Here is a 25,189-nt window from a genome sequence, read left to right as displayed (position 1 = left end):
CACGTGGAACCGCCCACGTGCCAGCGTCAGCGCCGAAAGCGCGCGGGAAAATCGCGGCAAAGCCCACAGATGATGCGCCTAACCGCGCGACTCTGCACGCCACGCCGCGGCAGGTCGGTTGCTTCGCGAACGACGAAGTTCAGGCCGACTGCAGCCAAAACTCGATGACGGGACCGTGCTTGCCGTCGATCGGATCGAGCGGCGGAAACGGCAACGCCAGCATCTCGGTGAGTTCCTGCGGCGTCAGCGCTTCGCGGCGAATGTCCCATTGCTGTCCTAACGGATAGCCCGCCACCACCTGAAAATGCCGCTCGAACGATTGCAGACAATGGCCGGTGCCGGCCGGCAGCAGCAGCACGTCGCCCGCGTGCACCGTCACCACGCGTCCGCCCGGCCCGCCGACGATCACCTCGGCGCTCGCCTCTGTCACGCCGAGCACCTCGTGCGCGGTCGCGTGAAAGTGATGGAAGTCGAAGATGCTGTTGCGCCACTGCGCGGGCCATGCATTGCGCTCGAAGAGGATTTCGAACGCGGCGGGCAGATTGCCGCTGCCGGGCGACAGCGCGCGCCGGTACAGCACGACCGGCAGCTTGCTGTTGTTCGGCACCCAGTCGTGCGACTCCAGCATGAACGCTTCGTATTCGGTCTGCGCGGCGTCGAAGCCGTGCCTGGACTCGTTGAACATGGTTGCTCCTGGCTTGTGATGCGGTTGCCGCGAACCTGCGGACGAGCAGCCGGCTAGCCTCCGCCGATGCCCTGCAGCACCTTGCCCGTGCCGCCGCACACCGCGCAGCGAGCCCCCTCGACCTTGCCCGTGCCGTGGCAGGCGCCGCACAGGTCTTCGCCAGCGCCCGGCGTGTTGGGCGGCGCTTCGTCGCCGGGGTTCACCGATTGGGTTGGATTGTCCGGTTGCATGCGCTTTCTCCGGTTGGGTGTTGACGGATTGGATGCACGGCTGGCACGCAACGCGCCGCGTCATTGCTCGCCCGGCTGCTTGTGATGCGATTCGCGCCCGCCGCCGCCCGGCGGCTCGGCGTGCTCGCCGGTGCCGAGCGGCACTTCGGCGCCCTGGCGCGGCCGCTCGCTCGACCGTGGCGGATTGGTCGCTTTGTCCACGCCGGTCTGCACGACCGGTTCGATGCCGAGCGGACTCGGCTCGACGTAGTGCGTGCCGCTCGGCTTGTTGCGGGCTTTGACTTCGTCGGACAGCGTGGGCGCGGCGCGGTTATCTGGCCTCGCGGACTGCTCGCCGCCCGGCGTCGCGCTCTGCTGCGGGGTGTCGGTCGATTGGGGATCTTGCATCGCGCCCTCCTCGTTTGTTCTGCCGTCGATTCGCGTCATTACGCGCCATCTCGAACGGGCACCTGGTTCATGCAGCAACATTCGAGCCTTGCCGGAGAAGTCCGCGCACAGCGCAACAGGCACGGCCATTGCGATCTCGAAGGCAGTAGCGCGGCACTTTCGCTTTGTAAAAAAGGCGCGCCCCCGAAGGAGAACCTCATGAGCATTACGACAATTCGCATATCCGATACCGAGGTGCAGGTCGAGCGCACGCTGTACACGTTCGCGCAAAAGAGCGACGCCGATGCGTTCCAGAACTGCCTCGTCGACGGTTCGGTCGACACCTGCTATCGCGATCATCCACCGCTGTCGGCGCGCCCTACCCTGCCCGACGAACATCCGGACGATCCCGCGCGCGGCAGCACGATTTCGCCGTCGCTCGGCGGTATGCCCTGATGGCTCTGCGCCTCTCACGCAAGCACTGCCAAACCGGCTGCGCCCGCTCAGCCTTCGGGCGCGGCACGATCGGCCGCGACGAGCTTGCGGCCGTATGCAATTGCGGCGCGGCGTGCTTCGTCGGCGGTCGCATAGGGGCCGATCTGCGGTGCGCCCTCGAATGGGAACAGAATCCGCCGGTCCGCTTTCCTCACAACCTTCAGTCCACCTATGTATCGGCCGTCGCCAGTTCCGTGATAGCTGGCGAAAATCTCGAAGTCGTCGTCGGCAACGTCGGCCTTATGTCGCGCCATATGCGCTCCTCGTCCTGTGCTTTGCGTGGGCGATGTCCAATGTGAGCCGGGCGCGCGCGGTCATCGCGATGCGGCACGCGTGCCGGGTTCCAGCAATTGGCGTTCCACGCGAACGAGATCCGTCGGCATGCGGCACGGGCATTGCGCGTCTGAACGAAGACTATAGGGAGAGGACCGATGGATTCACCTGATACGAGCCGGCAAGCGCCCGGTGCAATCGGCACATTCGACCTGAACGCGCCAACCCACGCGCAAATTTCGATGCAGCCGCTGCCGCTGCCGCTGCATCCGCATGCGCCGATGCCGCCCGAAGTCGACCCCGACATCGCGCCGAACACGCCGCCGCCGAAGATCGACCCCGACCCGATCCCGGACGATCCGGTCGACGTTCCGCACGAACCACCCGAAGGCGATCCACCTGCGGCGCCGCCGCCACAGCGTGCATGGCGCCGGCATGCGGCGCTAGCCCGCCGGCGGGCGCATCGTCGCGATCGGAATCAGGAATTCGGATACGCCGGTCAGAATGATCTGCACGCCGATGCATAGCAGCAGGAACGCCGACACCCGCAACGCGACCTTGGTGCCCTCGACGCCGAGATAGCGCGCGAGGATCGTCGCGCGGCTGTAGATCAGATACACGCAGACGGCCACCGCGAACGTGATGGCGACCGACGCGATGCCCGACATCACGAACGCCGACAGCTTGTGCGTGCGATTCGCCGACAGCGCGATCGCGGTCGCGATCGAGCCGGGCCCGGTGGTCAGCGGCACGGTCAGAGGAAAGAACGCGCGCGATTTCGCGGTTTCGGCGTCGACGCGCTTGACTTCCGTCTGCTCGACCGCCGGCGTGTCCGGCGCATTGAGCATTTGCCAGCCGCCCACGGCAAGCGCGAGCCCGCCGCCGATGCGCAGCGCCTCCATCGAGATACCAAAGAAATGCAGGATCGGCGTGCCGATGAAGAATGCCACCAGCAGCACAACGGCGGCGTTGATCGCGATCTTGCGGGCGAGTAGGGTGCGCTCGTCGAGGGTCAACGACGCGGTCCGGTCCAGAAACACGAACGCGCCGCTGAACGGATTGATGATGCTGATTAAGCCGATAAAGCCAAACATGATGTCCGAGATCAGACTTTCGACCATGTGGGTGTCCGTGTGCCTGCTTGTCTGCGTGTGCTCGCGCGGGTTCGCGCCTGGGCGCGCTGCCGGTCATGAACCCGGCCGGAATCGCGCGGTCCGGAAAATGCTGCAATGCTCGCAGATCATATCGCGGCGCGCCAGTCGGCCTGCAGAAAAGCCGCGCGACGCCTTGCGCGCCACGGCGCGTCCCGCTTTGCACTGCAGCAATCCGGGCTGGAAAGATGCAATTGCAGCGGTCGAAACTCCGACATTTATTTTGACCTGCTTTACGGGACCGAAGTATCCGGCATACAGTCCTCAGCGAAGCCGGAATTTCAACGACACATACCTACTGGTTCGAGGAGTTGTCCACATGCTGCTTCGTGTACTTGCCGCGTTGCCGTTCGTCGGCATCCTGGTCGGCGTTTCGTTTGTCAATCGCGTCGAGCCGCTCGTGCTCGGCATGCCGTTCGTGCTGGCCTGGATCGTCATGTGGGTGGTGTTGAGCGCGATCATCATGGCGATCATCTACAACCTCGATCCGTCCAACCGACACGTCGCCGCCGATGGCGAGGAGGTTCGCCCATGAGCGCACTCGTCATCATCGCCGCCGTTACGCTATTCGCGCTGTTCCTCGGCGTGCGCGCAAGGCGCGGCCACGACATGAGCCTCGAGCAGTGGACCGTGGGCGGCCGCAGCTTCGGCACCGCGTTCGTGTTCCTGCTGATGGCCGGCGAAATCTATACGACCTTCACGTTCCTTGGCGGCAGCGGCTTCGCGTACGGCAAGGGGGCGCCGGTCTACTACATCCTCGCGTACGGCACGCTCGCGTACATCCTGTCGTACTGGATGCTGCCGCCGATCTGGCGCTACGCGAAGACGCACCGCCTGGTCTCGCAGCCGCACTTCTTGAGGCGCAAATACGAGAGCCCGGCGCTCGGCACGCTGGTCGCGCTGGTCGGCGTGGCCGCGCTGATCCCGTACCTGGTGCTGCAATTGAAGGGCCTCGGCATCATCGTCGCGACCGCGTCGTACGGCGCGATCTCGTCGACGGCGGCGATCTGGATCGGCGCGATCGTCGTGACCTCTTACGTGATCGTGTCGGGCGTGCGCGGCTCCGCCTGGAACTCGGTGGCCAAGGATCTGCTGATTCTCGCGATCGTGCTGTTCCTCGGCATCTATCTGCCGCTGCATTACTACGGCGGCATCGGCGCGATGTTCCGCACGATCGACGCCGCCCGTCCCGGCTTCCTGACCTTCCCGGCGCGCGGTTCGAGCGTCGTGTGGTTCCAGTCGACGGTGCTGCTGACCGCGCTCGGCTTCTTCATGTGGCCGCACACGTTCGGTTCGATCTTCACGGCGAAGGACGAGCGAATCTTCCGCCGCAATGCCGCGATTCTGCCGCTCTATCAGCTGATCCTGCTGTTCGTGTTCTTCGTCGGCTTCGCGGCGACGCTGCGCGTGCCGGGCCTGAAGGGCGCCGACATCGACCTGTCGTTGTTCCGCCTGTCGCTGCAGACGTTCGATCCGTGGTTCGTCGGCGTGATCGGCGCGGCCGGTATCCTGACCGCGCTGGTGCCGGGCTCGATGATCCTGACCTCGGCGTCGACGCTGCTCGCCAACGACGTGTATCGCGGCATGGTGAACCGCAACGCGTCGGATGCGTCGGTCGCGGTGATCGCGCGCTTCCTCGTACCGGTCGTGGCGCTGGTCGCGGTCGCCTTCACGCTGAACGGCGGCGAAACCATCGTCGCGCTGCTGCTGATGGGCTACAGCTTCGTCACGCAATTGTTCCCGGCCGTGCTCTGCAGCCTGTTCCCGCACAACCGCGCGACGAGGCAAGGCGCGTTCTGCGGCATCGTCGCGGGTGTCGCGGTGGTCACACTGACCACGACGCTGCACTGGAGCGTCGGTCACCTGATGCCGTTCCTGCCCGATGCGCTGAAGGACGTCAACATCGGCTTCCTTGCGCTCGCGGTCAACGTGATCGTGTTCGTGATCGTCAGCGCGGTGACGCAGCCGAGCGCAGCCGAGCAGGAGAAGCACGCGTCGGCGCATTGAAAGACCTGGCCGCGGGCGTGATTCGAGGCTTGCTGCTTCGAGCGCCCGCATTTGCGTACGCTGGCGCCTGACGCATCTGAAGGGGCTGTTCGTTTCGGCGACAGCCCCTGATTCTTTCTGTTCACGGCTCGACCGCGCTCTCGACGATCCGCGGAGCCCCGAATGTCCTACGTTCTCTACTACTCGCCCGGCGCGGCTAGCATGCCCGTGCACTGGATGCTGCTCGAAATGGGCGTGCCGTTCGAAGCGCGCCTCGTCGATATCGACGCGGGCCAGCAGCGCGATCCCGAGTATCTGCGTCTGAATCCGGCCGGGCGCGTGCCCACGCTGGTCGTCGATGGCGTGCCGCGGCATGAATCGGCCGCGCTGCTGATGCTGCTCGCCGAGCGCCACGCCGAGGCCGACCTCGCGCCCGCGCCGGGCTCGGCCGCACGCGCGCAATGGCTCGAATGGATGATCTACCTCGCGAATACGCTGCTACCCGCGATGCGCGACTGGTTCTACGCCGGCAGCGACGGCGACCCCGCGGGCGCCGAGGCGGTGCGCGCGCTCGCGCAACGCCGCATCGAAGAAGCGTGTGCGCGGCTCGACAGGCATTTCGCCGACGGCCACGCATACCTCGCGGGCGGCAAGCTCAGCACCGCCGATCTGCTCGCGCTCGTGCTGATGCGCTGGACCCGCAACATGCCCCACCCGGCGACGGTGGGCTGGCCGCATCTCGCGAGCTATATCCGCAGGCTGCGCGCACGGCCGGCGTTCATCGAACTCAACGAGCGCGAAAAGCTGACGGAGTGGCGCAACGAAGGCCAGTGACGTTCAGACGGTTCACAACGTCGCTTCCCTGCCCGTCTGCGCCGCGAACGCGAAGCCGTTCTTGCCGTCGCGCTTGACCTGATACATCGCGGCATCGGCGGCGGCGACCAGACGGCGGTGATCGTCGACGTCGTCGGGATAACTCGCAATGCCCACGCTCGCGCGCACGCCGCCGATTCCCAACTGCTCGTCGGTGTCGACCACGCAGGCCATCAGCCGGCACGCGATCTCGGCGAGCTCGTCATCGCCCGCAAAGGTGCGCACCAGCACCGCGAACTCGTCGCCGCCGATGCGCGCGACCAGATCGCCTTTGCGCACCGACGCGCGAAACCGGGCGGATACCGCGGCAAGGAATTCGTCGCCGGTGCGATGCCCGAACGAATCGTTGACCTGCTTGAAGCCATCGAGGTCGATATACAGCACGGCGAAGCGCTGCTCGACGGCCGCGGTCCGCGCGTGCCTGGCGGCAGAGTCGAGCGCGGCCAGCAGCTTGCGGCGGTTCGACAGGCCCGTCAGCGAATCGTGCAGCGACGCCAGCTCGAACTCGTGCGACTGCCCCGCGAGCTGGCGGGTGCGCTTCGCGTACATGCCGAGCGCCGTGATCAGCATGCAGAACAGCAGCGCGGCGAGCGCGATCAGCGTGCGCGCGACGTGCGCGACGCGCAGCCGCACGTCGGCGCTCGACGCGTCGCGTTGCGCGCGCCAGTAGGCCGACACGCTGCCGAGCGCCGCCGCGACGGCTTCGGGCGTCGCCTGTGTCGGTGACATCGACGGAATGGGCGGCGCCGGCGACGGACTCGCGTTGACGAGCGCCGCGAGCGCCGCGAAACGCCGCGCGAGTTCGGCGCGCGCTGCGTCATAGGCCGGCACGAACGACGCGTCGTGACTCGCCAGGGTGTCGGCCATATGCTGCCACGCGGCCAACTGCTCGCGCGCGCTGTCGACGCGCCCGGCGGCTTCGAGCACGAGGCCCGCGTACTCCTGCTTCAACTGATCGGAAAACACCGTGCGGATCTGCATCGCCACATACAGCAGGCCGAACAGCAGACACAACAGCGCGGCCACGCCGACACTCGCGGGCCCCGGCCGGAAGCGCCACATCGGCGCGCGCGCGCGTGCGGCGCCGCGCAGCCCTGCTCGCCCCGCTGGCCCGACGACCGCGTGCTCAGGGATGGGAGTAGATATCTTGTTGCCGTCGGCCATTGTCATGTTGACGATAGCTCACGCGTCGAAAGAACTGTCCGATCCGCGCAAACAGACCGCCCTTGTGCTGCGACGACGCGCGCCGCTCCTGCTGTGCGAGCCGCGTTTCTTTCGCGTCGTGACCGGCCGCGGGCTTCGCGGTGGAATTGGCGGCATTGGCGACGTGCCGCGTGTAGCCCGGCGGTGGCGTGGGAACAATGGGGGCTGTGGGTGGGGTGGCCGACATATCCGCCGACATATCCGCCGAGGTATCGACCGGCGTATCGGCCAGCGTGGCGGTGAGATTCGGGTCAGGCGTACTCGGGCGGATCTGCCCGGACCACACGGCCGGGTTGGTGCCCTCGAAGCCGCCGTTCGCGCCGGCCGCTTCGAGCGCGACCCCTGGCGCAGCGGGCTGCCTGGCTGACGGCATGGCAAACGGCATGGCAAACGGCGCGGCGGCCTCCTCCGGCGCGTGCGCGACGGCCACCGTCGGCACCCGGGCCGATGCCGATGAGCCGAGCGCCTGGCGCGCGCCCGCAATGGCATCCGCGTACGTCTGCTGATCCTGGTTGAACCAGACGCCGTAGGCGACGGTGCCCATCACACCGAAGGTCAGCGCGCCGGCCGCCGCGAGGCACAGGGCGAGGCGGCCGAAGCGCGGGGGCGGCACGCCCGATTCGTCAGGGCCGTCGGGTTCGAAGGAGGCCCGACCGTCCGTTGTGGAATGACGCAAGTCGATATCGTCGGGATCGGTAGCCATCGCAATACGCTCCGGGTATGCCACTTCTTGCAGACAAGCTGGCGCGCTGACGAGCCGGCGCGTAAACCGAGCTCGCGGACTGCCGCTGCACGCAATGCTCAATGAATGTAATCCTGTCGCGAACGGCCGACAACATAGCAGCGTTGCGTTTCCGCCTCGCTTCGGCGGTGCTTCAAACGACGCCGCCCGATGCCGTGTGAGTTGGCAAAAAAGCGTGCAAAGCCGGTAAAAACTCCAACCTGGCACAGAGCCCGAGAGCCAGCCGTGCGCCTGCCGGAGGCCGCTACGCTCGATGCGACGCGGATTCTGCGAAACGCGCCAACGCGGTCGCCGTTTCGCACGCAACAACCGGGCCTGGCGGCGAACGCGCGCGCGACGCCGAACCCGCCGCTTGAAACCCGCGTTGGACTGCGCGCGCCGCGCGCCTCGAGCCGCATTCCGCGAACCTGCTGCCGTGCGAATTCCCGAAGCCGTCCGCGCCGGATGATAAGGTCACGTGCGCGCATGTCGCGAACGCCGCGCCGTGCCGGGCCCAACGGTGCCGGGCCCAACGGTGCTCGGCCCCACGTCATCGGTCAGCATAAAAATCATGTCGAACAGGTATCTGCACCAACCACTCACGCCCTTGCGCCGCGCGCTCGCGCGCTTTTCTCTGTCGGAAACCGCCAAGTACACGAAGCTGACGCTCGGCCTGTGGATCGGTTTCGGCATCCCATACCTGCTCGGCTTTCCCGACGCGGCCGTGCCGCTAGCCGGTTCGACGATGCTGACGCTGGCGCTCGGTAGCTCGATTTCGGCGGCTCGAAGCTACTTCTACAAGCGGGTGTTTTCGAACGTGGTGGCGATGCCGATCGGCACGCTGCTGATCTGGCTGACCGCGCCGCACCTGTGGATGGGCGCGGCGCTGCTGCCGGTCGTGATCTTCAGCATCGTCGCGCTGCGGCCGTCGCTGTTCCAGATGACCAGCATCACGGTGCCGATCACGCTCGTGCTCTATACCGGCGAACATCTTCCGCTGCTCGAACAGCGCCTGATCGGCGTGGTACTCGGCATGTTGCTCGGCTTCGTCATCCAGCAGATCGCGTTTCCGCCCGATCACGGCTACTGGGCGAACACGCTCGTCAACGACGGCAACGAACAGGCCACCGATGTCGTCGCGCAACTGGCCGCGGGACAGCTCGACAAAGCGCAGATCAAGCCGGCGGCCTCCAGGCTGCGCACGCTGAGCACGAACCTGAAGCAGGCGCACCTGCTGCTGAAGACCGACCTCGAGCAGGCGTGGGTGTCGCCACATCTGAAGCGCAACGCGGCACGGCTGCCGGTGTTCGCGAGCTATCAGGAGACCTTCGATTCGCTGGTCAATTTTCTTGAAACGATGGACACGTTTCACGATCAGTTCGCCGCGCTCGACGCCGCGTGGCGCGAAATGTTTCTCGCGCGGCTCGCGCGGCTCGTCAACGCGCACCGGCAACTGGCCGAGGCGGCGGACCTGCGCGTCGAGCGTCCGCCGCTCGACGCGCCGCCGCTGCATTTGGAGGACCTGCGTCAGCTGACCGAGGACCTGCCCGCGTCGGACGTGTTTACGAGCGTGTACCTCGGGCATCTGACCGGCTATGGGATTCTGCTGTGCCGGTTGAGCGAGCTGCATACCGCGTGACCCAAAACCCCCGTGCTTATGCCATGTGCAAACAGACGGCATTTCAAAATTACCAGAGCTGCAGAGGTTTCTGAGATGACAAAGCGCCAGCGTGCCACCGTGATTTTTTATAACGAGGATGCCTGTGAAATCCAGGTATGTACCGTGTCGCGCGAGGAAGTCGAGGGGGCAATAGATCGGCAGATAGCGCGCGGAATGGCAATGACTGTGCCTCTGGGTTCGGACGATTGCCGCGCGCCGATCACGGACGAAACCTTGCGTCAAATCGGAGGCATGGCTGTCCTCAACCAGGCGTCTGTCCATCCCGAATTGCGCGATCGTCTGCAGATTTCGCTGCACCACCCCGTCGACTGGGGGCAGGCCAAGCCGCCTACGGAATAACAGTGCTCGCGATCCAGGGTTGAGTTCGGAGCAAAATCCAAACTGCCCTTGCTGAGCAAGGGCTTGGCGGCAATCGGATCATTGCACGGTAATGGTCGCCTTCATGTTCGGATGGATGCCGCAAAAGATCTTGTACACGCCCGGTTTATCGAATTTGAACTGATAGGTGTCGTCCTGATCGAGCGCGGCCGAGCGGAACAGGCCCGCGTCGTTGACCACGGTGTGCGGCTCGCCGTCGAGATTCTTCCATGTGACCGTCGTGCCCGCCTTGATGGTCAGTTCCATCGGCGAGAACATGAAGTTCTTGATGACGATCGCGTTAGGCGTCGACGCGACGGTCTGTTTCTGCACCTGCATCGGCATCGTCGTTTGCGCAAAACCGAGCCCCGCCGACACCGCCACAATCGCGACACTGCCGAGCAGAATCGCGAGCGCGCGGCCCATCATATTGGTTAGCATCATTGATCTCCTCGAGCGTAAAAGTAGCGCGTGTCGTCAGGCGAGCGTCGTGTCGTCGAGCGTCGCCTTCAGCGGATGACGCGCGATGCTGACGCTCGTCACGCCGAGCATCTTCGGCAACTGGTCGCTCGCGACCTTCAGCGGCCCGGGGCCATCGCCCTGGCCGGCGGTCGGCTGCGGATAGGCGGTCGAGCGCGCGGTATGGAACGTCACGTTGCCCTCGACCTTCGTCACGATCTGATGAATGTGGCCGTTCAACACCGTCACGGAACCGAAGCGCTTCAGATAGCTCATCGCCTGTCCCGCGTCGCCGGTGCCCCAGCCCCACGGCTCGTAGATGGTCCACATCGGCATGTGCGCGAACACCACGACCGGGGTGCTCGACGAGCGGCCTTTCAGATCGTTTTCGAGCCATTCGAGCTGCTCGTCGCCAAGACCGCCGAGGCCGTTCGGCTTGAAATGCATCACGTTGACGAGCCCGACGAAATGCACGCCCTGGTGATCGAAGCTGTAATAGCCGCGGTTATCCGAAGCCTTGCCAAAGCGGCTGAAGTACTCCGTGCCGGGGCCGTCGGTGACGTCATGCTCGCCGGGGACGGTGTGCAGCTCGGTGATCTTCAGTCCCGACATCAGTTGCGCGGCCAGATCGAATTCCGCGGGCTTCGACAGATGCGTGATGTCGCCGGTGTGAATCGCGAGCGGCGGACGCGCCGGCATCGCGTTGACGTAATCGATCGTCTGTTTCAGCGTGCCCGCGACGTCGGGATTCGCCTCCTTGTTGAAGCCGATATGCGTGTCGCTGATCTGCAGGAAAAGCGGCGTGCCAGCCGCTGGCGTCGCGGTGTTCGCGTCGGCCGCGAGCGCGAGCTCGACCGGCGTCAGCACGCCGCCCGACAGCATGAACACGGTGCCGAGGCCGCCGAACGCAAGACACTTCAGCGCGCCGCGACGCGCCGGATCGAATGAATGATGTGACGACATGATGACCTCACGATAAGGATTCGCCGAACTGAACCCGGTTCGTGAGGCATGACTGGCGTGTGGCCGGTTTTATTCCCGTGTCGTGCGGCGTTTGTGGGAGGCGGCACCTGTATGCGAATAGCAAGCGGCAAGTAATCGCCGTGATGGATTGCGCACTGGATTGCGCATCAAGTCAGCCGCCGACCGCCGCGATGATCCGCGCGCGCATCGCGTCGTCGGGTAGCGGTCCCGATCCCGCGCGCACATTGTCCGCCATGTATTGCGGCCGCCCGGTGCCCGGAATCACGACCGTCACCGCCGGCTGCGCGAGCACGAATTTCAACAGAATCTGCGCCCAGCTCGTGCAGCCGATTTCGCCGGCCCATGCGGGCAACGGCGTTTTCATCACGCGCGCGAGCAAACCGCCGCCGCCGAACGGCTGATTGATCACGACGCCGATGCCGAGATCCGCCGCGAGCGGCAGGATACGCTGCTCGGCCGCGCGATCGTCGGCGGCGTAGTTGATCTGCACGAAGTCGGGCTTCTCGCTGCGCATCACCGCCGCGACTTCGTCGAAAGCGCTCGATGTGTAATGCGTGATGCCGAGATAGCGAATCCGGCCGCGCGCTTTCCAGTCGCGCAAGGTCGCGAGCTGCGTGCGCCAGTCGAGCAGATTGTGGATCTGCATCAGATCGACATGCGGCTGCTGAAAACGCCGCAGCGATTCCTCCATCTGCGCGATGCCGGCCTCGCGTCCCTCGGTCCAGACCTTGGTGGCGACGAACGCCTTGCGATGCGCGTCGAGCTGCGTGAGCAGCGCGCCCACGACCGCTTCCGACGAACCGTACATCGGCGAAGAATCGATCACCGAGCCGCCCGCTTCGAACAGGATGCGCAGCACCTCGGCGAGTCGGGCGCGGGCGGCGGCATCGTCGCCGATGTCGAAGGTGCGCCACGTGCCGCAGCCGATCACCGGCAGCGCTTCGCCGGTGGACGGGATCGCGCGGCGGCTCACGCGGGGTAAGGCGGCACCGGATTGCGCGTGCGCCTCAGTTTGCGCGGACGTGACGCGCGACAGCGCAAGCGCTGCCGGCAGCCCGAGCGCCGTGCGCAGAAAGCGGCGGCGGTGATCGTGGTTCGACGAATGTGCCATAGCGTGTATGGTGCCCTCGTGCATGAAAGTTCGACCACCGTCCACGCTGGCCTGGCTGTCGTCGATGAATGCGTGCAGCCTGCGATCGCCGCGAGACGCTCGACGCGAGGGGCGCGGTCGTGCCAGGTGAAACAGAAGCAGCGTGACGCGTCGCGCTGCGCGCCTAGCGCGCTTTCTGCCGCAACGGCCTGAAGAACTTTCGAATCTCGGCCGCGAGCAACGCGGGCTTTTCCATCGCCGCGAAGTGCCCGCCGGCTGGCATTTCGCTCCACTGCGCGACGTTGAAGGTTCGTTCGAGCCAGCTTCGCGGCGGATGATTGATCTCCTTCGGAAACAGCGCGAAGCCGACTGGTGTGTCGATGCGCTCGCCGTCGGAGAAACGCATCGGCTGCAGGCGGTTTTCCCAATACATCTGCATCGCCGGGCCGATGCACTGCGTGAACCAGTACAGCGAGATATTGGTCAGCAGATCGTCTTTCGAGAACACGCTTTCCACCTCGCCGCCGCAATCGCTCCACGCGCGAAACTTCTCGCCGATCCATGCGGCGAGTCCCACCGGCGAATCGTTTAGCGACGCGGCGACCGTCAGCGGTTTGGTGCCGTGCTGATGCGCGTAACCGCCTTCGAGTGCGGCCCAGTCGTTCTTCTCGCGCAGATAGTCCTGCTCGGCCGGCGTCAGCTCCCGCTGCGCCGCGCCGATCGCGGGCTCATAGGAACTCGGCAGGAAGTTCAGATGGATGCCGTCGACCACCCGCGGATGATGCGCGGCCAACGCGATCGACACGCCCGCGCCAAGATCGCCGCCCTGCGCGCCGAAGCGCTCGTAGCCGAGCCCGCGCATCAGTAACACCCACAGGTCCGCGACCTGGAACGCGGACATGCCGGCCTGCGCGGGCGCAGGCGAAAACGCGAAGCCCGGCAGCGACGGCGCGACGACGTCGAAGGCGTCGGCGGGATCGGCGCCGAACGCGACCGGATCGCACAACTGATCGAGCAGCGCGTGAAACTCGAAGAAGGAACCGGGCCAGCCGTGCGTGATCACCAGCGGATAAGCCTGAAAGCCGGGCGCGACACTGGCGGCGCGCCGATGCGCGAAGTGCACGGTCTGGCCGTTCACGTCGGCGAGAAATTGCGGCAACTGGTTCAACCTGCGTTCGGCCGCGCGCCAGTCGAATTGCCCGGCCCAATAGCTCGCGAGTTCGCGCAGCCAGGCCGGGTCGGCGCCCTGCTGCCAGGCGGGCGCGGGCGTCGTGGGCGCCCAGCGGGTGGCGTGGATGCGGCGGCGCAAATCGTCGATGTCCTGATCGGCGATCGCAATCTCAAACGGGTCGATCTGCATGGGGGGCGTCCTGGGTCGTTGGCGGCTCACCGTCATCGTACGCGCGTGCGACGAAAGCTCGATAATGGGCGTCCCTTCCCTACGATTCATTGACCGAGCCACAGGAGATTGACGCGATGTCCGCTTACGAATCCAAGCTGCCGCGAGTGCTGCTGACGAACGACGACGGTATCGACGCGCCCGGCCTCGCCGTGCTCGAGGCCGTGGCCGCCGAGCTCGCGCACGAAGTCTGGGTGGTCGCGCCCGAGCACGACCAAAGCGGTACGTCGCACTCCATCAGCCTGCATTCGCCGCTGCGCGTGAGCCGCCAGGGCGAACGCCGTTTCGGCGTGACCGGCACGCCCGGCGATTGCGTCGTGATGGGCGTGCGTCATCTGATGCGCGAGGCGCCGCCGTCGCTGGTGCTGTCCGGCGTCAATCGCGGCGGCAACCTCGGCATCGAAACGATGTTCTCGGGCACGGTCGGCGCGGCGATGACGGGTCTGCTGCTCGGGCTGCCGTCGTTCGCGCTGAGCCAGGCGTTCAGCGATCGCGAGCGCGTGCGCTGGGACACCGCGCGCACGCTCGCACCCGGCGTGATCCGTCAATTGCTCGCGATCGAGCATGCGGCGCCGACCTGCCTGAACATCAACTTCCCCGACGTCGATGCCGCCGACGCCGGTCCGCTGACGCCGACGCGCCAGGGCGTCGGGCTCGTCAGGGACATCGAGGTGCTGCCGGAAGTCGATCCGCGCGGCATCGCGTATCACTGGCTGCGCTTCGATCGTGGCCCGCGCGAGAACGATGCCGACAGCGAAACGGCAACCGTCGCGGCGGGGCGCGTATCGGTCACGCCGCTTGCGTTCGATCGCACCGACGAAGCCACCTTCGCGCGGCTCGCCGCGTCGTTGATCTAACGGTTGCCGGGGACGCGGCGCGAGGCCCGCTTCAGTGCGCCCCAGGTCCCGATGGCTCGGGTCTGCCGAACGCGGGCATCGTGCCGTTCTCACGCGCGCGCACGAGTTCGGCCTCTACCTCGGCGCGGGTTTTGGGGCCGTTGCTGGCGACCGCCTGAGTTGCGGACTGGCTGGTCAGCCCCGCGCGCGGCATCGACCATGGCGACTCGACGCCTTGCGTTGCATATTGCGGCAACGGCCGCGCCTCTGGCACGACGCTGGCCGCTTTCTTCCCAGACCGCTCAGCAGTAGAACTTTTCCGGTGGCTGCCGCCCCGCGCATGACTACCCGATGTCGTCGCGACACTTTGCGCTGAGCGAGGTTTCGTCGTGGTACCCGACGCAACGCGGCTATGGTGTGCGTGCCCGGTCTTTGCCGTGGATGGCGCCTGGGTCCGGTTCGAAGTCACCGCAGGCTGCGGCGGCAAACTCGTCTGCTGCGGGTGCGGCTGCTGCTGTTGCTGCGCCTTGTTCGACTCCCGCGCGAACTGTAGCGCCGCGATGGCCAGAGCATCGCCCGCCTGCGCTCCAATCGACGCGGCCCGCTGAGCCCGCAAGGCGGCCACGTCGTCGCGCAGCGCATGGCGGCGCGTTGCCGGCGCGACCGTCGCCGCGCCGGGCCGGCCTTCGCTCTGCCCCGCCGCCGCCGTCGCGCTGACACCCCGTCCGCCGTCGGCGACGAGACTCACGTCCCGACCGGACGACCAGTCGTTGTCCAGCTGCGACACATAGGCCCCAATCGTCACCGCGCCGAAGACGAGGCCCATCAACACGATCATTCTCGGTTCGCTATACAAGGCACGCTCCCCATTCCAACCGATCGACCGACCCATTAGTCGAAGTGTGGGCGATCCGAATGACAGTGTTTTCCTTTTTAGCCCCAACAACCGACGAATCGGCGGATCTGGTCGGGGATGTGTCCGAAACCGACGGGTATTCTTCCGTTCAAACGCGCGCTTTAATCGGAGTCCCAAGCGGTTCTTCCGGCGCCGCCTTCGACCCTGTTTTCAGCGACGCAAGCGCAGCGCCGGATTCGCTGGTGACGTCGAGCTGATAGGGATGGTCGTGGCGGGCGGCGCGGTGGGGTTGAAACCGCGCCGCCGCGCCGGCTTTTAGCAAGCCGGGTGTTAATCCTTCAAACTAAAAACCCGTTTTAATGCCGCTTCAACTCGCACAAATTTCCCGATTATCCGCAAGCGGCAAGAAGTTACCGGTCTTGCCATCGAGCGCAAGCATTTCACCGCTTTCGATATTGAAGATCCAGCCATGCAGCCGCAGCGTCTTGTTCACGAGTCCGACCGCCACCGACGGATGCGTGCGGATGTTGCTGAGCTGCGCGATCACGTTGTCCTTGACCAGCGCCTCGAGACGCTCCGCATCCGAGCAGTAGTGGCGCGACGCGTTGATCGCCTTCGCCGCATCCGCGTGACGCAGCCAGCTCGCGACCGCCGGCATGTGCTCCAGATTCGTGCAGCTCGAGATCGCCGTCATCGCGCCGCAGTTCGAATGGCCGCAGATCACGATGTCGGTCACGCCGAGCACGGCAATCGCATATTCGACGGTCGCCGACACGCCGCCCGGCTCCGGACCGTACGACGGCACGATGTTGCCCGCGTTGCGGATCACGAACAGCGACCCCGGTTCGGTCTGCGTCAGCAGTTCCGGCACCACGCGGCTGTCCGAACACGTCACGAAGAGCGTGCTGGGATTCTGCGCGGTCGACAAACGCTTGAAGAGCGCGCTTTGCTGTGGAAAGACCTCGCGTTGAAAGCGGATCAGACCTTCGATGATTTCCTGCACGATATTCTCCAGAGAATCGAAGAGACGGATTTAAAGTCGCCGCGACTATACCGCAGCCTTTCAATCGTCGCGCGAATCACCGTGCCAATCGTCGCACGCTCCTGCGGCGAACGGCCAGCGAAATAATGGCGTGCTCGCACGCGCCATAAAAAAAGACCCGGCTGCCGGCAGCCGGGTCCAACTCTCTCGCTCACACGCGTTAAACGGTGTGTGCGTCGATACTGTAGCCGCGCCGACGTCGCGTATATAGTCGCCGCGATGGAAGAGTCCTTTCCACCGCGGCACGAATCGCTTGACCCGATACAAGCAAGCGGGCCGCTCAATCGAAGTCGCGCGTCTCGAGCTCCACGGACCGTCCCCCGTTGCGTTCGAGCACCCGCCGCGTAGCATTTTCAATGCGGGCGCGGTTCGCCTCGAACGCTCCCACCAGATCGTGAGCCGACGGGGCGCCGTTGCCGAGGCTGCCATTGCCGAAATGGTCATTGAGCGCGTCGAGCGACACGCTGCACCATACGTCCTTCCCGTCCACATTGGCCTCGTAGGCGACGCGCGCAGCAGCCACCACTTCCCGGCGTCCGGTGAATTCGATCCTCATGATTGTCCTCCGTGTGTCAAAGGGAAATCCGAATACGCAACGGTCGTGCCCAATCCGGCCGGCTCGCCGGCTGCCCGGGCGCGAGCGCGCATTCTCCGCAAGGTGCATACTCCTGACCGGCCGCCACGCGCGGCCGCGCCGATGCGTCGCAGCAAGGCCTCCTCCGGGCCGTCGACGCATTCAACATATCGATACTACGCCCTTCATGTCCCGCAATACTCAATCTTCACGCCCGCTCGTGATCGCCGCCGTGATGGCCTCGATGGCGATGGTCGCGATCGAAGCGACCATCGTGTCGACCGCGATGCCGCAGATCGTCTCGCAACTCGGCGACCTGCATTTATACAGTTGGGTGTTCTCGTCGTTCCTGCTCACGCAGACCGCGATGACCGTGGTGTTCGGCAAGCTCGCCGACCTCTATGGGCGCAAGCCCGTGATCCTCGCGGGCATCGCGATCTTTCTCGTCGGCTCGGTGCTCGCCGGCTTCGCGTGGTCGATGCCGGCGATGATCGTGTTCCGCCTGATCCAGGGGATCGGCGCGGGCGCGATCCAGCCGGTCACGCTGACCGTCGTCGCCGATCTGTACCCGGCGCGCGAACGCGGCAAGGTGCAGGGTTATCTCGCGAGCGTGTGGGCGATTTCGGCGGTCGTGGGTCCGATGGTCGGCGGCTTCATCATTCACAACCTGTCGTGGGCGTGGATCTTCTGGATGAACGTGCCGATCGGGCTTGCGTCGGCGGCGGGCTTCATCGCGTTCCTGCGCGAATCGGAACGGCACGCGCGGCCGTCCATCGACTTCGCCGGCGCCGCGCTGTTCATGGCCGCGATCGCAGCGCTGATGATGACGCTGACCTACGCCGGCGACGACGCGTTGGCGCCAGCCTCGTTCGCAGGCGGCGTCTTCGTGCTGTGCGTGCTGCTGTTCGTGCTGCAGGAGCGTCGCGCGGCCGAACCGATGATCTCGTTCGCGCTATGGAGCCGCCGCCCGATCGCCGCATGCAACAGCGCGACGGTGCTGGCCGGCATGATCCTGATGGGCGCGACCACGTTCCTGCCGATGTACGTGCAGGGCGTGCTGCATCGTTCGCCCGTGGTGGCCGGCCTCGCGCTGACGATGATGATGGTCGGCTGGCCCACCGGCGCGACGTTCGCGGCGAAGTCGTTTCACCGGCTCGGTTTGCGGCGCATCCTGATCTGCGGCAGCGCGTTCGTGCCGCTCGGCGCGGTGCTGCTGCTGTTGCTGTCGCCGGGCGCGTCGCCGCTCGTCGCCGGGTTCGCGTCGCTGATCATGGGCTTTGGCATGGGGACGTCGAGCGTCAGTTCGCTCGTGCTGATCCAGGAGATCGTCAGGATGGACGAACGCGGCAGCGCGACCGCGTCGAACCTGTTTTCGCGCAATCTCGGCAGCACGCTCGGCGCGACGCTGTTCGGCGCGGTGCTGAACTTCGGGCTCAGTCATTCGCAGGGCGTCGCGACGGTCACGTCGGATCAGTTGAAGGCGCTGCTGCAGAACCGCGCCGCCGATCTCGGCGACAGCGATCTGGTCCGGCTCGTGCTGCACCAGTCGCTGCATCTGACCTTCGTGTCGATGTTCGTGATCGCGCTATTCGTGGTCGCGCTGCTCGCGCTGGTCCCAACGATCCGATTCGGCGACGACAAGCCGGCACCACTCAAGGCCTTGTCGCCGCTCGAGGACTGAGTCGCGCGGCGTCGCGAACCACGTGCGTTCGCGAGCGCTATGAGCCGCCCGCCGGCAGCGTCGCCGCGAAGAAATCACGCACCTGGGCCGCGGTTCGCGCATGAATCGCGGCGCGATCGACACCCGGCCCGTCCTTGCAGATCGGCGCCAGACGCTCCATCGCCTCGGGCTCGCACACATCCATGAACGTATAGTGCGAGGCGCCCGGCACCATCGTCACCGTCGCTTGCGGCATGAAGCCCGCGATGCGGTGAATGTTGGTGTTGACTGGCGCGGTCGTGTCCGCCTCGCCCGCCAGCAGCGCGACCGGAATCGTCACTTCCTTGAACGACGAACTGTTGAATGCCTCGCCGAGCGCGGGCGCGATCGCGAACGCGGCTTTGACGCGCGGATCGCGATACGAGTCGCCCGAGCGCGCGCGCGATGCGTTCGTTTCCGCCGATAGCCCCTCGACCGTTAGCGCCGGCGTGCCCGGCGCGTGCGCGAGATTGGCGGCTTCGGGCGGCGAGCAGATCGCATCGGCTTCGGGCGACGTGCAGAAGCGCTCCAGCGCCGCCCGATCGGTCCGTGCGCCCGCGACTTCGAGCACCGTATAGCCGCCGAGCGAAAAGCCCAGCGCGCCGATCCGCGTCGTGTCGACGCGCGGACCGAAACGCGGGTCCGCGAGCACCCCGTCGAGCACTTCGCTCAAATCGGTCGCGCGCTCCCACCAGAGGATGAAGCCGTCGCGCGTGCGCGGCTCCAGCGCGTTGTTACCCGGATGATTGACGCCCGCGACGATATAACCCTGCGCGACCAGCGAGGCCGCGAGCCAGTCGAGACTGTCCGCGCTGCCGCCGGTGCCGTGCGATAGCAGCAGCAACGGGTATTTGGGCTGCGCGGCGGACAGCGGGGCATCGGCGGCGGCCGCGTGGCCGACGAACATCGGATGGCCCGGCGCGCCGATATCGTGAGGCGTTTCGGGTTGCGCCGCATCGGCCGGGTACCAGATACGCGTGATCAGCGCCTGCGTTTGCGCGCCGCGCCAGTTGCGGGCCACGGCGGGGTGAAATACGCGGCTCGTTTCGCCGACATGCCAGCCGGCGGAGGCGGTTTGCGCGATGGCGTTCGCCGGCAACGACGCCCACATCGCGCCGGACAGCGCCCCTGACAGCGCCGCGGTCAACGACACCACCACCGCGCTCGACAGCGCGGCACAACCTCGACGCAACATGGTTAGTCCTCGCAAATGGGAATCAGCAGATCGGTGACGCAGGGATGTTGCGCGCCGCGATCGGGCGTGCTTCGATACAGTTCCAGTCCCGGCCGCTGATCGCGCCGGTAGCCGCTGCGCGGCAGCCAGCCGCTGTACAGCGCCCTGAAAGTGGGCGAGATCAGCGCATAAGGGCCGACGAGGCGGTGCACCGCATACAGCCCGCCTTCGAGCCGCAGCGGCTCGATGCCCGGCGGCGGCCCGGCAACACGCGGGCGTTGCGCGGCTTCGTCGAGCCGCTCCATCGCACCGCTCAACGCCGCCTGCGAGCCCGCGACAATTGCCGCGTGATAGCAAAACCCGCCAGCCATCGACGGATCGCGCGCGCAAATGCCGACGCGCTGTTGCAACAGCGGGTTCTCGTCACAGCGCAGCGTCGTCATCAGCGTGTGGAAGGTCTGGCCGATCGTCGCGATCGGGCCGTCATGGCGAAGGCATAGCACGTCGAGCGGCGCGAGCTCGGTGACTTCGACGCACGGCAGCGCAGGCGTGCTTTGGCTTTCGGTGCTTTCGTCACGGTTATCGTCGACGCCATCGTGAATGCGGGCGCCGTCGCCATCGCCGTCGCCTCGCCGCGCGATGCGCGCTTGCGCCGTTCGCAGGGTCCGCGCCGAAGCTGTCGAAACCGCCGGATTCGCCACCAGATGCCGCTGCCGGGTCCTGAATTCGCTCGGCGACACACCGGTGAAATCGCGAAACGCGCGCGCGAATGCTTGGGGACTGTCGTAGCCGGCGTCGTGCGCGACGGCGGTGACCTGCGCGGCGTCGGTCAATCGCTGGGCCGCCTCGGCGAGCCGCAGACGCTTGACGGTGTCGCCAACGCTCTCGCCCATCAACGCGCGATAAATCCGGTGGAAGTGATACGGCGACATATGCGCGACGGCCGCGAGGCTGTCGAGCGTGTGTCGCGCGCCGGGCTCGACCAGAATGGCCTCGACCACGCGAGCGATCCGTCGACGGTAATCACGTTCGGTGCTGGGCTTCATCATGGCGCCACGATAGCGGTCTGCGCGCCGCGAGGCGGTGCAGAACTTGCGGATTTTCGCGTTTTCGCGCTTCGCGTTTTGCCAGCAGACGGGCGGCCAGGCTCGCGCGCTGCGTCACATTATGATCGACAACCCAAGCGGCTTCCTGACGCCAGAACGGCTTTCACGGCGCCGTCAACTGCCCTTCGCATACAGCGTCGAATCGGCGAATCCTTCGGCGGCCAGCACCTCGCCGACCAGAATCAGCGCGGTGCGCTCGATCGCGCTGCCCTGCACCTTCGCGACGATATCGTCGAGCGTGCCAGTGATCTTTTCCTCGTCGGGCCAGCTCGCGCGATAGATCACCGCGATCGGACACGCGCCGCCGTAATGCGGCCGCAACTCATCGACGATGCGCGCGAGATGCCGCACGCCGAGGTGAATCGCCAGCGTCGCGCGATGCCGCGCGAGATCGCCCAACTGCTCGCCTTCGGGCATCGACGTTTTGCTCGCGTAGCGCGTGAGGATCAGCGTCTGCGACACGTCGGGCAGCGTCAACTCACAGCCGAGCGCCGCCGCGCATGCGGCCGTCGCGGTCACGCCGGGCACGATTTCGTAAGGAATGGCCAGCTCGCGCAAACGGCGGATCTGCTCGCCGATCGCACCGTACAGCGACGGATCGCCCGAATGCACGCGCGCGACATGCTGGCCCCTCGCGTGCGCCGCCGCGAGCAGCGCGACGATCTGGTCGAGATCGAGCTCCGCGGTGTTGATCACCTGTTGCGCGCTATGACCTTCGAGCACCGCGGCCGGCACCAGCGACCCCGCATACAGGATCACCGGACAACTGCGCACGAGACGCTGCCCTTTGACCGTGATCAGTTCCGGGTCGCCCGGACCCGCGCCGATAAAAAACACTGTCATTCAGTACTCCAATTATTTGCTCACTTACCCGAATCCGCATTCGCCTGCGCGGGCAACGCATCGAGAAGATCGGCAACGCTGGCGAACTCGCGATCGACCTCGGGCAACACCGGCCGTCCCAGCATGATCACCGGCAAGCCACGTTCGCGCGCGACCTCGAGCTTCGCCTCGGTCGCGCCGCCGCCGCTGTTCTTGCTGACGACGACGTCGAACGCCTGCAGCGCGAACAGCGCGCGTTCGCCGTCGAGCGTGAACGGTCCGCGCGCCGCAAGGATGCGCGAGCGCGCGGTGTCCGGATGCGAATCGAGCACGCGCACGGTCCAGAATTGATGCGGCGCAATCTCGTCGAGATGCGCGAGCGGTTCGCGCCCGAGCGTGAAAAGCGGCCGCCTGAACGGCGCGAGCGTGTCGATCAGTTCGTTCCAGTCATCGACCATGCGCCAGTCGTCGCCGGCTTGCAGCTGCCACGCTGGACGCCGCAGCGCCCAGCACGGCAGCTTCGCCACGCGGCACGCGTCTACGGCATTCGCGCTGATCCGCGCCGCGTACGGATGCGTCGCGTCGATCACGAGGCCGATCGCTTCGCTCGCGAGGTAACGCGCCAGACCCGCGCTGCCGCCGAAACCGCCGACGCGCACCGCGCACTTCAAGTCGTCGGGGACCTTGCCGAGTCCCGCGAGGCTGTACACATGCGCGGGACCGAGTCGGCGCGCGATCTTCAGCGCGTCGCCGGTGCCGCCGAGCAGCAGGATGCGCGTCATCGCGCGACTCCGACGATGTTGCCCTGCCGGTCGATCGCGAAGATTTCGACGCTGACCTGCGGCGGCACGATATCGCGAGCAACGGCCAAAGCGTGCTGACAGACGATATCGCCGAGCGGCACCTGCCGCGCGTGAGCAAGCGCGAGCGCCTGCTGGCTCGTGTTGGCCGCGCGCATCGCCGCTTGCAGCGCGGCGTCGGCGCCATGCGCGGCAGCCCAGCCGGCGAGTTGTTCGAGATCGATGCTGGAGTTGCGGCTATGCAGATCGAGATGGCCGGCCGCGAGCTTGCTGAGCTTGCCGAAGCCGCCGCAAATGCTCAGTCGCTCGACCGGCGCGCGCTTCACATGCTTGAGCACCGCGCCGACAAAATCGCCCATTTCGATCAGCGCGATATCAGGCAGGCCGTAGTGCGCGCGCATCGCGTCCTCGCTCGCGTTGCCGGTGCAGGCGGCCACATGCGTATAGCCGTTCGCGCGCGCGACGTCGATGCCCTGATGGATCGACGCGATATATGCCGAGCACGAAAACGGCCGCACGATGCCGGTGGTGCCGAGGATCGACAGTCCACCGACAATCCCGAGTCGCGGGTTCATCGTTTTCAGCGCGAGCGCTTCGCCGCCTTCGACGCCGACCGTCACTTCGAAGCCGCCGCGATACGCATGGCGCGCGGCGAGTTCGTCGAGGTGCTGCGTGATCATCTGGCGCGGGACCGGATTGATCGCCGGTTCGCCGACCGGCAGCGTGAGCCCCGCGCGTGTGACCGTGCCGACGCCCGGCCCCGCGCGAAAGATCACACCGGGCCCGGGCACGAGGCGCACGCGCGCGAACACGAGCGCGCCGTGGGTCACGTCGGGATCGTCGCCGGCATCCTTGATCGTGCCGGCTTCGGCGATCCGCTCGCCGTCCAGCGCGGCAAGGCGGCAGAACGTGAGCCGCATCGGCACATGCTGGCCCTTTGGCAACACGATCTCCGCGACCTCGCTAACCTCGCCCGCCAGCAGTAGACGAGCGGCCGCAAGCGAGGTCGCGGTCGCGCAACTGCCGGTCGTATAGCCGCTGCGCAGCGGCGCCGGCTCCTCGGGAGTCTCGTCGCGCATCACGAATCGGCCGATGGTTTGGCGGGTTTGGTCACGTCGAGCAGGGTGATCGGCAACGCCTGGCGCCACGTATCGAAGCCGCCGAGCGGTTGCGCGTGAGCGAGTCCGATGCGCGTCAGCGTACCGCCATGCCGCTCGCGCCATGCGGCGAGCACCGCCTCGCCTTGCAGCGTCACCGCGTTCGCGACGAGCCGGCCGCCGTCGCGCAGTTGTGTCCAACAGGTGTCGAGCACGTCAGGCTCCGTCACCCCACCGCCAATAAACACCGCGTGCGGCGCCGGCAGTCCCCGCAACGCGTCAGGCGCGCGGCCGGCCACGAGTTGCAGCCCGGGCACGCCCAAAGCATCGCGATTCTGTTCGATGAAGCGCTGCCGCGCTTCGTTCGCTTCGATCGCGATCGCGCGACACGTGGGATGCGCGCGCATCCATTCGATTCCGATCGAACCGCTGCCCGCGCCGACGTCCCACAGCAACTCGCCGGGCGCGGGCGCGAGGCGCGCGAGCGTGATGACGCGCACGTCGCGCTTGGTCAACTGGCCGTCGTGGATAAAGGCGTCGTCGGGCAAACCGCAGGTCAGCGGCAGACGCGGCGCATGCGCCGACGCGCGGCACTCGAGCGCGATCAGATTGAGCGCGGCCATCTCGCCGGCCGGCCATTGATCCGCGCGGCCATCGACCCGCCGTTCGCGTGCACCGCCCAGATGTTCGAGCACGGTCATGGCAGTCGCGCCGAAACCGCGCGCATCGAGCGAGGCCGCCAGTGCCGCGGGCGTGCGCCCGTCCGCGCTCAGCACGAACAGGCGCGCGCCGTCACGCAGATGCGCAATCAGCGCGGCAAGCGGTCGGCCGACCAGCGAGACGGTCGCGACATCCTGCAACGGCCAGCCGAGCCGTGCGGCCGCGAGCGACAACGACGACGGCGCCGGCAGCACGCGCAGCTCGCCGGCCGGCAACTGCCGCGCGAGCGTCGCGCCGACGCCGAACAGCATCGGGTCGCCGCTCGCGAGCACGCACACCGCGTGCGGACGCTCGGCGAGCAACGGCGCGAGATCGAACGGACGCGGCCACGCGGCACGGCGCGCGGCGAGCCGCGCGGGCAGCATCGCCAGATGGCGCTCGCCACCGTACACGACCGACGCGCCCAGCAACGCACGCCGCGCGGGCCGCCCCAAACCGGCGAAGCCGTCGTCGCCAATGCCCACTACGGTCAGCCATGCCGGCATGCATCCATCCTCATCGGTTGCGTCG

30 protein-coding genes are annotated in these 25,189 nt (G+C 66.6%); 9 read left to right on the top strand and 21 right to left on the bottom strand.

Going from position 1 to position 25,189, the window contains the following annotated elements; genetic code table 11:
• Positions 1-139 precede the first annotated feature (139 nt).
• The 3 genes from HWY30_RS14120 to HWY30_RS14110 are packed head-to-tail and all read right to left on the bottom strand — an operon-like array spanning position 140 to position 1,302.
• Positions 140-685 (bottom strand): cupin, encoded by a 546-nt coding sequence (locus HWY30_RS14120; protein WP_090809896.1) that lies wholly within the window; start codon positions 683-685, stop codon positions 140-142.
• Between the two features lie 53 nt (positions 686-738).
• A complete protein-coding gene (locus HWY30_RS14115; protein ID WP_167368764.1) occupies positions 739-915 on the bottom strand; it encodes a hypothetical protein in 177 nt (58 codons plus the stop codon).
• A gap of 60 nt (positions 916-975) precedes the next feature.
• A complete protein-coding gene (locus HWY30_RS14110) occupies positions 976-1,302 on the bottom strand; it encodes a hypothetical protein (protein ID WP_090810523.1) in 327 nt (108 codons plus the stop codon).
• 198 nt (positions 1,303-1,500) lie between these two features.
• Between HWY30_RS14110 and HWY30_RS14105 the strand changes: the two genes are divergently transcribed.
• Positions 1,501-1,737, top strand: a complete 237-nt coding sequence (locus HWY30_RS14105; protein WP_090809894.1) for a hypothetical protein — start codon at positions 1,501-1,503, stop codon at positions 1,735-1,737.
• Positions 1,738-1,784: 47 nt separating this feature from the next.
• Here HWY30_RS14105 and HWY30_RS14100 read toward each other — a convergent pair whose 3' ends face one another.
• Entirely contained in the window at positions 1,785-2,030 is a 246-nt protein-coding gene (locus HWY30_RS14100; protein ID WP_090809892.1) for a DUF6723 family protein, read from the bottom strand.
• Positions 2,031-2,207: 177 nt separating this feature from the next.
• Here HWY30_RS14100 and HWY30_RS14095 point away from each other — a divergent pair, with 177 nt between their 5' ends.
• A complete protein-coding gene (locus HWY30_RS14095; RefSeq protein WP_244144906.1) occupies positions 2,208-2,576 on the top strand; it encodes a hypothetical protein in 369 nt (122 codons plus the stop codon).
• On the opposite strand, the gene HWY30_RS14090 is transcribed toward HWY30_RS14095, so the two are convergent.
• Positions 2,493-3,170, bottom strand: coding sequence for a MarC family protein (locus HWY30_RS14090; protein ID WP_018425193.1), 678 nt, complete (start codon positions 3,168-3,170; stop codon positions 2,493-2,495). The genes HWY30_RS14095 and HWY30_RS14090 overlap by 84 nt on opposite strands.
• 349 nt (positions 3,171-3,519) lie before the next feature.
• Between HWY30_RS14090 and HWY30_RS14085 the strand changes: the two genes are divergently transcribed.
• The 3 genes from HWY30_RS14085 (at position 3,520) to HWY30_RS14075 (ending at position 6,020) form a co-directional block, all read left to right on the top strand.
• Positions 3,520-3,735: a DUF3311 domain-containing protein gene (locus tag HWY30_RS14085; RefSeq protein WP_090809890.1), complete on the top strand. Its 216-nt coding sequence runs from the start codon at positions 3,520-3,522 to the stop codon at positions 3,733-3,735.
• Complete coding sequence (locus tag HWY30_RS14080) at positions 3,732-5,207, top strand: sodium:solute symporter family protein (protein WP_090809888.1); 1,476 nt, start codon at positions 3,732-3,734, stop codon at positions 5,205-5,207. Before HWY30_RS14085 ends, HWY30_RS14080 begins: the two co-directional genes overlap by 4 nt.
• A 162-nt stretch (positions 5,208-5,369) precedes the next feature.
• Entirely contained in the window at positions 5,370-6,020 is a 651-nt protein-coding gene (locus tag HWY30_RS14075) for a glutathione S-transferase family protein (RefSeq protein ID WP_090809886.1), read from the top strand.
• A 12-nt stretch (positions 6,021-6,032) separates the two neighbouring features.
• Here the strand turns inward: HWY30_RS14075 and HWY30_RS14070 are convergent, their stop codons facing one another.
• Positions 6,033-7,229: a GGDEF domain-containing protein gene (locus HWY30_RS14070; protein ID WP_244144905.1), complete on the bottom strand. Its 1,197-nt coding sequence runs from the start codon at positions 7,227-7,229 to the stop codon at positions 6,033-6,035.
• Positions 7,186-7,965 (bottom strand): hypothetical protein, encoded by a 780-nt coding sequence (locus tag HWY30_RS14065; RefSeq protein ID WP_090809884.1) that lies wholly within the window; start codon positions 7,963-7,965, stop codon positions 7,186-7,188. Before HWY30_RS14065 ends, HWY30_RS14070 begins: the two co-directional genes overlap by 44 nt.
• 589 nt (positions 7,966-8,554) lie before the next feature.
• Between HWY30_RS14065 and HWY30_RS14060 the strand changes: the two genes are divergently transcribed.
• Together HWY30_RS14060 and HWY30_RS14055 are read left to right on the top strand one after the other, a co-directional pair.
• Positions 8,555-9,622: an aromatic acid exporter family protein gene (locus HWY30_RS14060; RefSeq protein WP_090809879.1), complete on the top strand. Its 1,068-nt coding sequence runs from the start codon at positions 8,555-8,557 to the stop codon at positions 9,620-9,622.
• Between the two features lie 75 nt (positions 9,623-9,697).
• Entirely contained in the window at positions 9,698-10,003 is a 306-nt protein-coding gene (locus HWY30_RS14055; protein ID WP_090809877.1) for a hypothetical protein, read from the top strand.
• 78 nt (positions 10,004-10,081) lie between these two features.
• On the opposite strand, the gene HWY30_RS14050 is transcribed toward HWY30_RS14055, so the two are convergent.
• From HWY30_RS14050 to HWY30_RS14035, 4 genes are all read right to left on the bottom strand, one after another.
• Complete coding sequence (locus HWY30_RS14050) at positions 10,082-10,465, bottom strand: cupredoxin domain-containing protein (RefSeq protein ID WP_425199379.1); 384 nt, start codon at positions 10,463-10,465, stop codon at positions 10,082-10,084.
• A gap of 33 nt (positions 10,466-10,498) precedes the next feature.
• A complete protein-coding gene (locus tag HWY30_RS14045) occupies positions 10,499-11,443 on the bottom strand; it encodes a metallophosphoesterase family protein (protein ID WP_090809872.1) in 945 nt (314 codons plus the stop codon).
• Positions 11,444-11,615: 172 nt separating this feature from the next.
• Positions 11,616-12,575: an aldo/keto reductase gene (locus HWY30_RS14040; RefSeq protein WP_090809870.1), complete on the bottom strand. Its 960-nt coding sequence runs from the start codon at positions 12,573-12,575 to the stop codon at positions 11,616-11,618.
• Between the two features lie 163 nt (positions 12,576-12,738).
• A complete protein-coding gene (locus tag HWY30_RS14035) occupies positions 12,739-13,914 on the bottom strand; it encodes an epoxide hydrolase family protein (RefSeq protein WP_090809868.1) in 1,176 nt (391 codons plus the stop codon).
• A 116-nt stretch (positions 13,915-14,030) separates the two neighbouring features.
• Between HWY30_RS14035 and surE the strand changes: the two genes are divergently transcribed.
• Positions 14,031-14,810: a 5'/3'-nucleotidase SurE gene (gene surE / locus HWY30_RS14030; RefSeq protein ID WP_090809866.1), complete on the top strand. Its 780-nt coding sequence runs from the start codon at positions 14,031-14,033 to the stop codon at positions 14,808-14,810.
• A gap of 31 nt (positions 14,811-14,841) precedes the next feature.
• Here surE and HWY30_RS14025 read toward each other — a convergent pair whose 3' ends face one another.
• The 4 genes from HWY30_RS14025 to HWY30_RS14010 all read right to left on the bottom strand — a co-directional run bounded on the left by HWY30_RS14025 (position 14,842) and on the right by HWY30_RS14010 (position 17,243).
• Complete coding sequence (locus HWY30_RS14025; protein WP_090810518.1) at positions 14,842-15,627, bottom strand: DUF4148 domain-containing protein; 786 nt, start codon at positions 15,625-15,627, stop codon at positions 14,842-14,844.
• Between the two features lie 166 nt (positions 15,628-15,793).
• Positions 15,794-15,967, bottom strand: coding sequence for a hypothetical protein (locus tag HWY30_RS14020; RefSeq protein WP_167368763.1), 174 nt, complete (start codon positions 15,965-15,967; stop codon positions 15,794-15,796).
• 45 nt (positions 15,968-16,012) lie between these two features.
• Positions 16,013-16,648 (bottom strand): carbonic anhydrase, encoded by a 636-nt coding sequence (locus tag HWY30_RS14015; protein WP_090809864.1) that lies wholly within the window; start codon positions 16,646-16,648, stop codon positions 16,013-16,015.
• 319 nt (positions 16,649-16,967) lie between these two features.
• Complete coding sequence (locus tag HWY30_RS14010; protein WP_008923225.1) at positions 16,968-17,243, bottom strand: DUF1488 family protein; 276 nt, start codon at positions 17,241-17,243, stop codon at positions 16,968-16,970.
• Between HWY30_RS14010 and HWY30_RS14005 the strand changes: the two genes are divergently transcribed.
• Positions 17,242-18,942 (top strand): MDR family MFS transporter, encoded by a 1,701-nt coding sequence (locus tag HWY30_RS14005; RefSeq protein WP_279613286.1) that lies wholly within the window; start codon positions 17,242-17,244, stop codon positions 18,940-18,942. The two genes, HWY30_RS14010 and HWY30_RS14005, sit on opposite strands and share 2 nt — an antisense overlap.
• Before the next feature lie 37 nt (positions 18,943-18,979).
• Here the strand turns inward: HWY30_RS14005 and HWY30_RS14000 are convergent, their stop codons facing one another.
• The 6 genes from HWY30_RS14000 to cbiE form a co-directional block, all read right to left on the bottom strand.
• Positions 18,980-20,155, bottom strand: a complete 1,176-nt coding sequence (locus HWY30_RS14000) for an alpha/beta hydrolase family protein (RefSeq protein ID WP_090809860.1) — start codon at positions 20,153-20,155, stop codon at positions 18,980-18,982.
• A 2-nt stretch (positions 20,156-20,157) separates the two neighbouring features.
• Positions 20,158-21,183: an AraC family transcriptional regulator gene (locus HWY30_RS13995; RefSeq protein WP_090809858.1), complete on the bottom strand. Its 1,026-nt coding sequence runs from the start codon at positions 21,181-21,183 to the stop codon at positions 20,158-20,160.
• Positions 21,184-21,354: 171 nt separating this feature from the next.
• Positions 21,355-22,083, bottom strand: a complete 729-nt coding sequence (cobM, locus tag HWY30_RS13990) for a precorrin-4 C(11)-methyltransferase (RefSeq protein ID WP_090809856.1) — start codon at positions 22,081-22,083, stop codon at positions 21,355-21,357.
• A 20-nt stretch (positions 22,084-22,103) separates the two neighbouring features.
• Positions 22,104-22,844 carry a cobalt-precorrin-6A reductase gene (locus HWY30_RS13985; protein ID WP_090809854.1) on the bottom strand — a complete coding sequence of 247 codons (741 nt, stop codon included), beginning with the start codon at positions 22,842-22,844 and terminating at the stop codon, positions 22,104-22,106.
• The gene (locus tag HWY30_RS13980) at positions 22,841-23,941 is read right to left on the bottom strand and encodes a cobalt-precorrin-5B (C(1))-methyltransferase (protein ID WP_090809852.1); all 1,101 of its coding nucleotides are present in this window, start codon (positions 23,939-23,941) and stop codon (positions 22,841-22,843) included. Before HWY30_RS13980 ends, HWY30_RS13985 begins: the two co-directional genes overlap by 4 nt.
• Complete coding sequence (cbiE, locus tag HWY30_RS13975; RefSeq protein ID WP_090809850.1) at positions 23,941-25,164, bottom strand: precorrin-6y C5,15-methyltransferase (decarboxylating) subunit CbiE; 1,224 nt, start codon at positions 25,162-25,164, stop codon at positions 23,941-23,943. Before cbiE ends, HWY30_RS13980 begins: the two co-directional genes overlap by 1 nt.
• Between the last annotated feature and the right edge of the window lie 25 nt (positions 25,165-25,189).

It is taken from the genome of Paraburkholderia tuberum STM678, from assembly GCF_902833905.1.
Taxonomy (GTDB): Bacteria; Pseudomonadota; Gammaproteobacteria; order Burkholderiales; family Burkholderiaceae; genus Paraburkholderia; species Paraburkholderia tuberum.
This window is presented reverse-complemented; position numbering and strand designations above follow the sequence as displayed.

Bases quoted from the DNA above. Each gene is read 5' to 3' on its own strand.
- HWY30_RS14120 (WP_090809896.1), bottom strand. From the start codon at position 685: ATGTTCAACGAGTCCAGGCACGGCTTCGACGCCGCGCAGACCGAATAC.
- HWY30_RS14115 (WP_167368764.1), bottom strand. From the start codon at position 915: ATGCAACCGGACAATCCAACCCAATCGGTGAACCCCGGCGACGAAGCG.
- HWY30_RS14110 (WP_090810523.1), bottom strand. From the start codon at position 1,302: ATGCAAGATCCCCAATCGACCGACACCCCGCAGCAGAGCGCGACGCCG.
- HWY30_RS14105 (WP_090809894.1), top strand. From the start codon at position 1,501: ATGAGCATTACGACAATTCGCATATCCGATACCGAGGTGCAGGTCGAG.
- HWY30_RS14100 (WP_090809892.1), bottom strand. From the start codon at position 2,030: ATGGCGCGACATAAGGCCGACGTTGCCGACGACGACTTCGAGATTTTC.
- HWY30_RS14095 (WP_244144906.1), top strand. From the start codon at position 2,208: ATGGATTCACCTGATACGAGCCGGCAAGCGCCCGGTGCAATCGGCACA.
- HWY30_RS14090 (WP_018425193.1), bottom strand. From the start codon at position 3,170: ATGGTCGAAAGTCTGATCTCGGACATCATGTTTGGCTTTATCGGCTTA.
- HWY30_RS14085 (WP_090809890.1), top strand. From the start codon at position 3,520: ATGCTGCTTCGTGTACTTGCCGCGTTGCCGTTCGTCGGCATCCTGGTC.
- HWY30_RS14080 (WP_090809888.1), top strand. From the start codon at position 3,732: ATGAGCGCACTCGTCATCATCGCCGCCGTTACGCTATTCGCGCTGTTC.
- HWY30_RS14075 (WP_090809886.1), top strand. From the start codon at position 5,370: ATGTCCTACGTTCTCTACTACTCGCCCGGCGCGGCTAGCATGCCCGTG.
- HWY30_RS14070 (WP_244144905.1), bottom strand. From the start codon at position 7,229: ATGACAATGGCCGACGGCAACAAGATATCTACTCCCATCCCTGAGCAC.
- HWY30_RS14065 (WP_090809884.1), bottom strand. From the start codon at position 7,965: ATGGCTACCGATCCCGACGATATCGACTTGCGTCATTCCACAACGGAC.
- HWY30_RS14060 (WP_090809879.1), top strand. From the start codon at position 8,555: ATGTCGAACAGGTATCTGCACCAACCACTCACGCCCTTGCGCCGCGCG.
- HWY30_RS14055 (WP_090809877.1), top strand. From the start codon at position 9,698: ATGACAAAGCGCCAGCGTGCCACCGTGATTTTTTATAACGAGGATGCC.
- HWY30_RS14050 (WP_425199379.1), bottom strand. From the start codon at position 10,465: ATGATGCTAACCAATATGATGGGCCGCGCGCTCGCGATTCTGCTCGGC.
- HWY30_RS14045 (WP_090809872.1), bottom strand. From the start codon at position 11,443: ATGTCGTCACATCATTCATTCGATCCGGCGCGTCGCGGCGCGCTGAAG.
- HWY30_RS14040 (WP_090809870.1), bottom strand. From the start codon at position 12,575: ATGGCACATTCGTCGAACCACGATCACCGCCGCCGCTTTCTGCGCACG.
- HWY30_RS14035 (WP_090809868.1), bottom strand. From the start codon at position 13,914: ATGCAGATCGACCCGTTTGAGATTGCGATCGCCGATCAGGACATCGAC.
- surE (WP_090809866.1), top strand. From the start codon at position 14,031: ATGTCCGCTTACGAATCCAAGCTGCCGCGAGTGCTGCTGACGAACGAC.
- HWY30_RS14025 (WP_090810518.1), bottom strand. From the start codon at position 15,627: ATGATCGTGTTGATGGGCCTCGTCTTCGGCGCGGTGACGATTGGGGCC.
- HWY30_RS14005 (WP_279613286.1), top strand. From the start codon at position 17,242: ATGATTGTCCTCCGTGTGTCAAAGGGAAATCCGAATACGCAACGGTCG.
- HWY30_RS14010 (WP_008923225.1), bottom strand. From the start codon at position 17,243: ATGAGGATCGAATTCACCGGACGCCGGGAAGTGGTGGCTGCTGCGCGC.
- HWY30_RS14000 (WP_090809860.1), bottom strand. From the start codon at position 20,155: ATGTTGCGTCGAGGTTGTGCCGCGCTGTCGAGCGCGGTGGTGGTGTCG.
- HWY30_RS13995 (WP_090809858.1), bottom strand. From the start codon at position 21,183: ATGATGAAGCCCAGCACCGAACGTGATTACCGTCGACGGATCGCTCGC.
- cobM (WP_090809856.1), bottom strand. From the start codon at position 22,083: ATGACAGTGTTTTTTATCGGCGCGGGTCCGGGCGACCCGGAACTGATC.
- HWY30_RS13985 (WP_090809854.1), bottom strand. From the start codon at position 22,844: ATGACGCGCATCCTGCTGCTCGGCGGCACCGGCGACGCGCTGAAGATC.
- HWY30_RS13980 (WP_090809852.1), bottom strand. From the start codon at position 23,941: ATGCGCGACGAGACTCCCGAGGAGCCGGCGCCGCTGCGCAGCGGCTAT.
- cbiE (WP_090809850.1), bottom strand. From the start codon at position 25,164: ATGCCGGCATGGCTGACCGTAGTGGGCATTGGCGACGACGGCTTCGCC.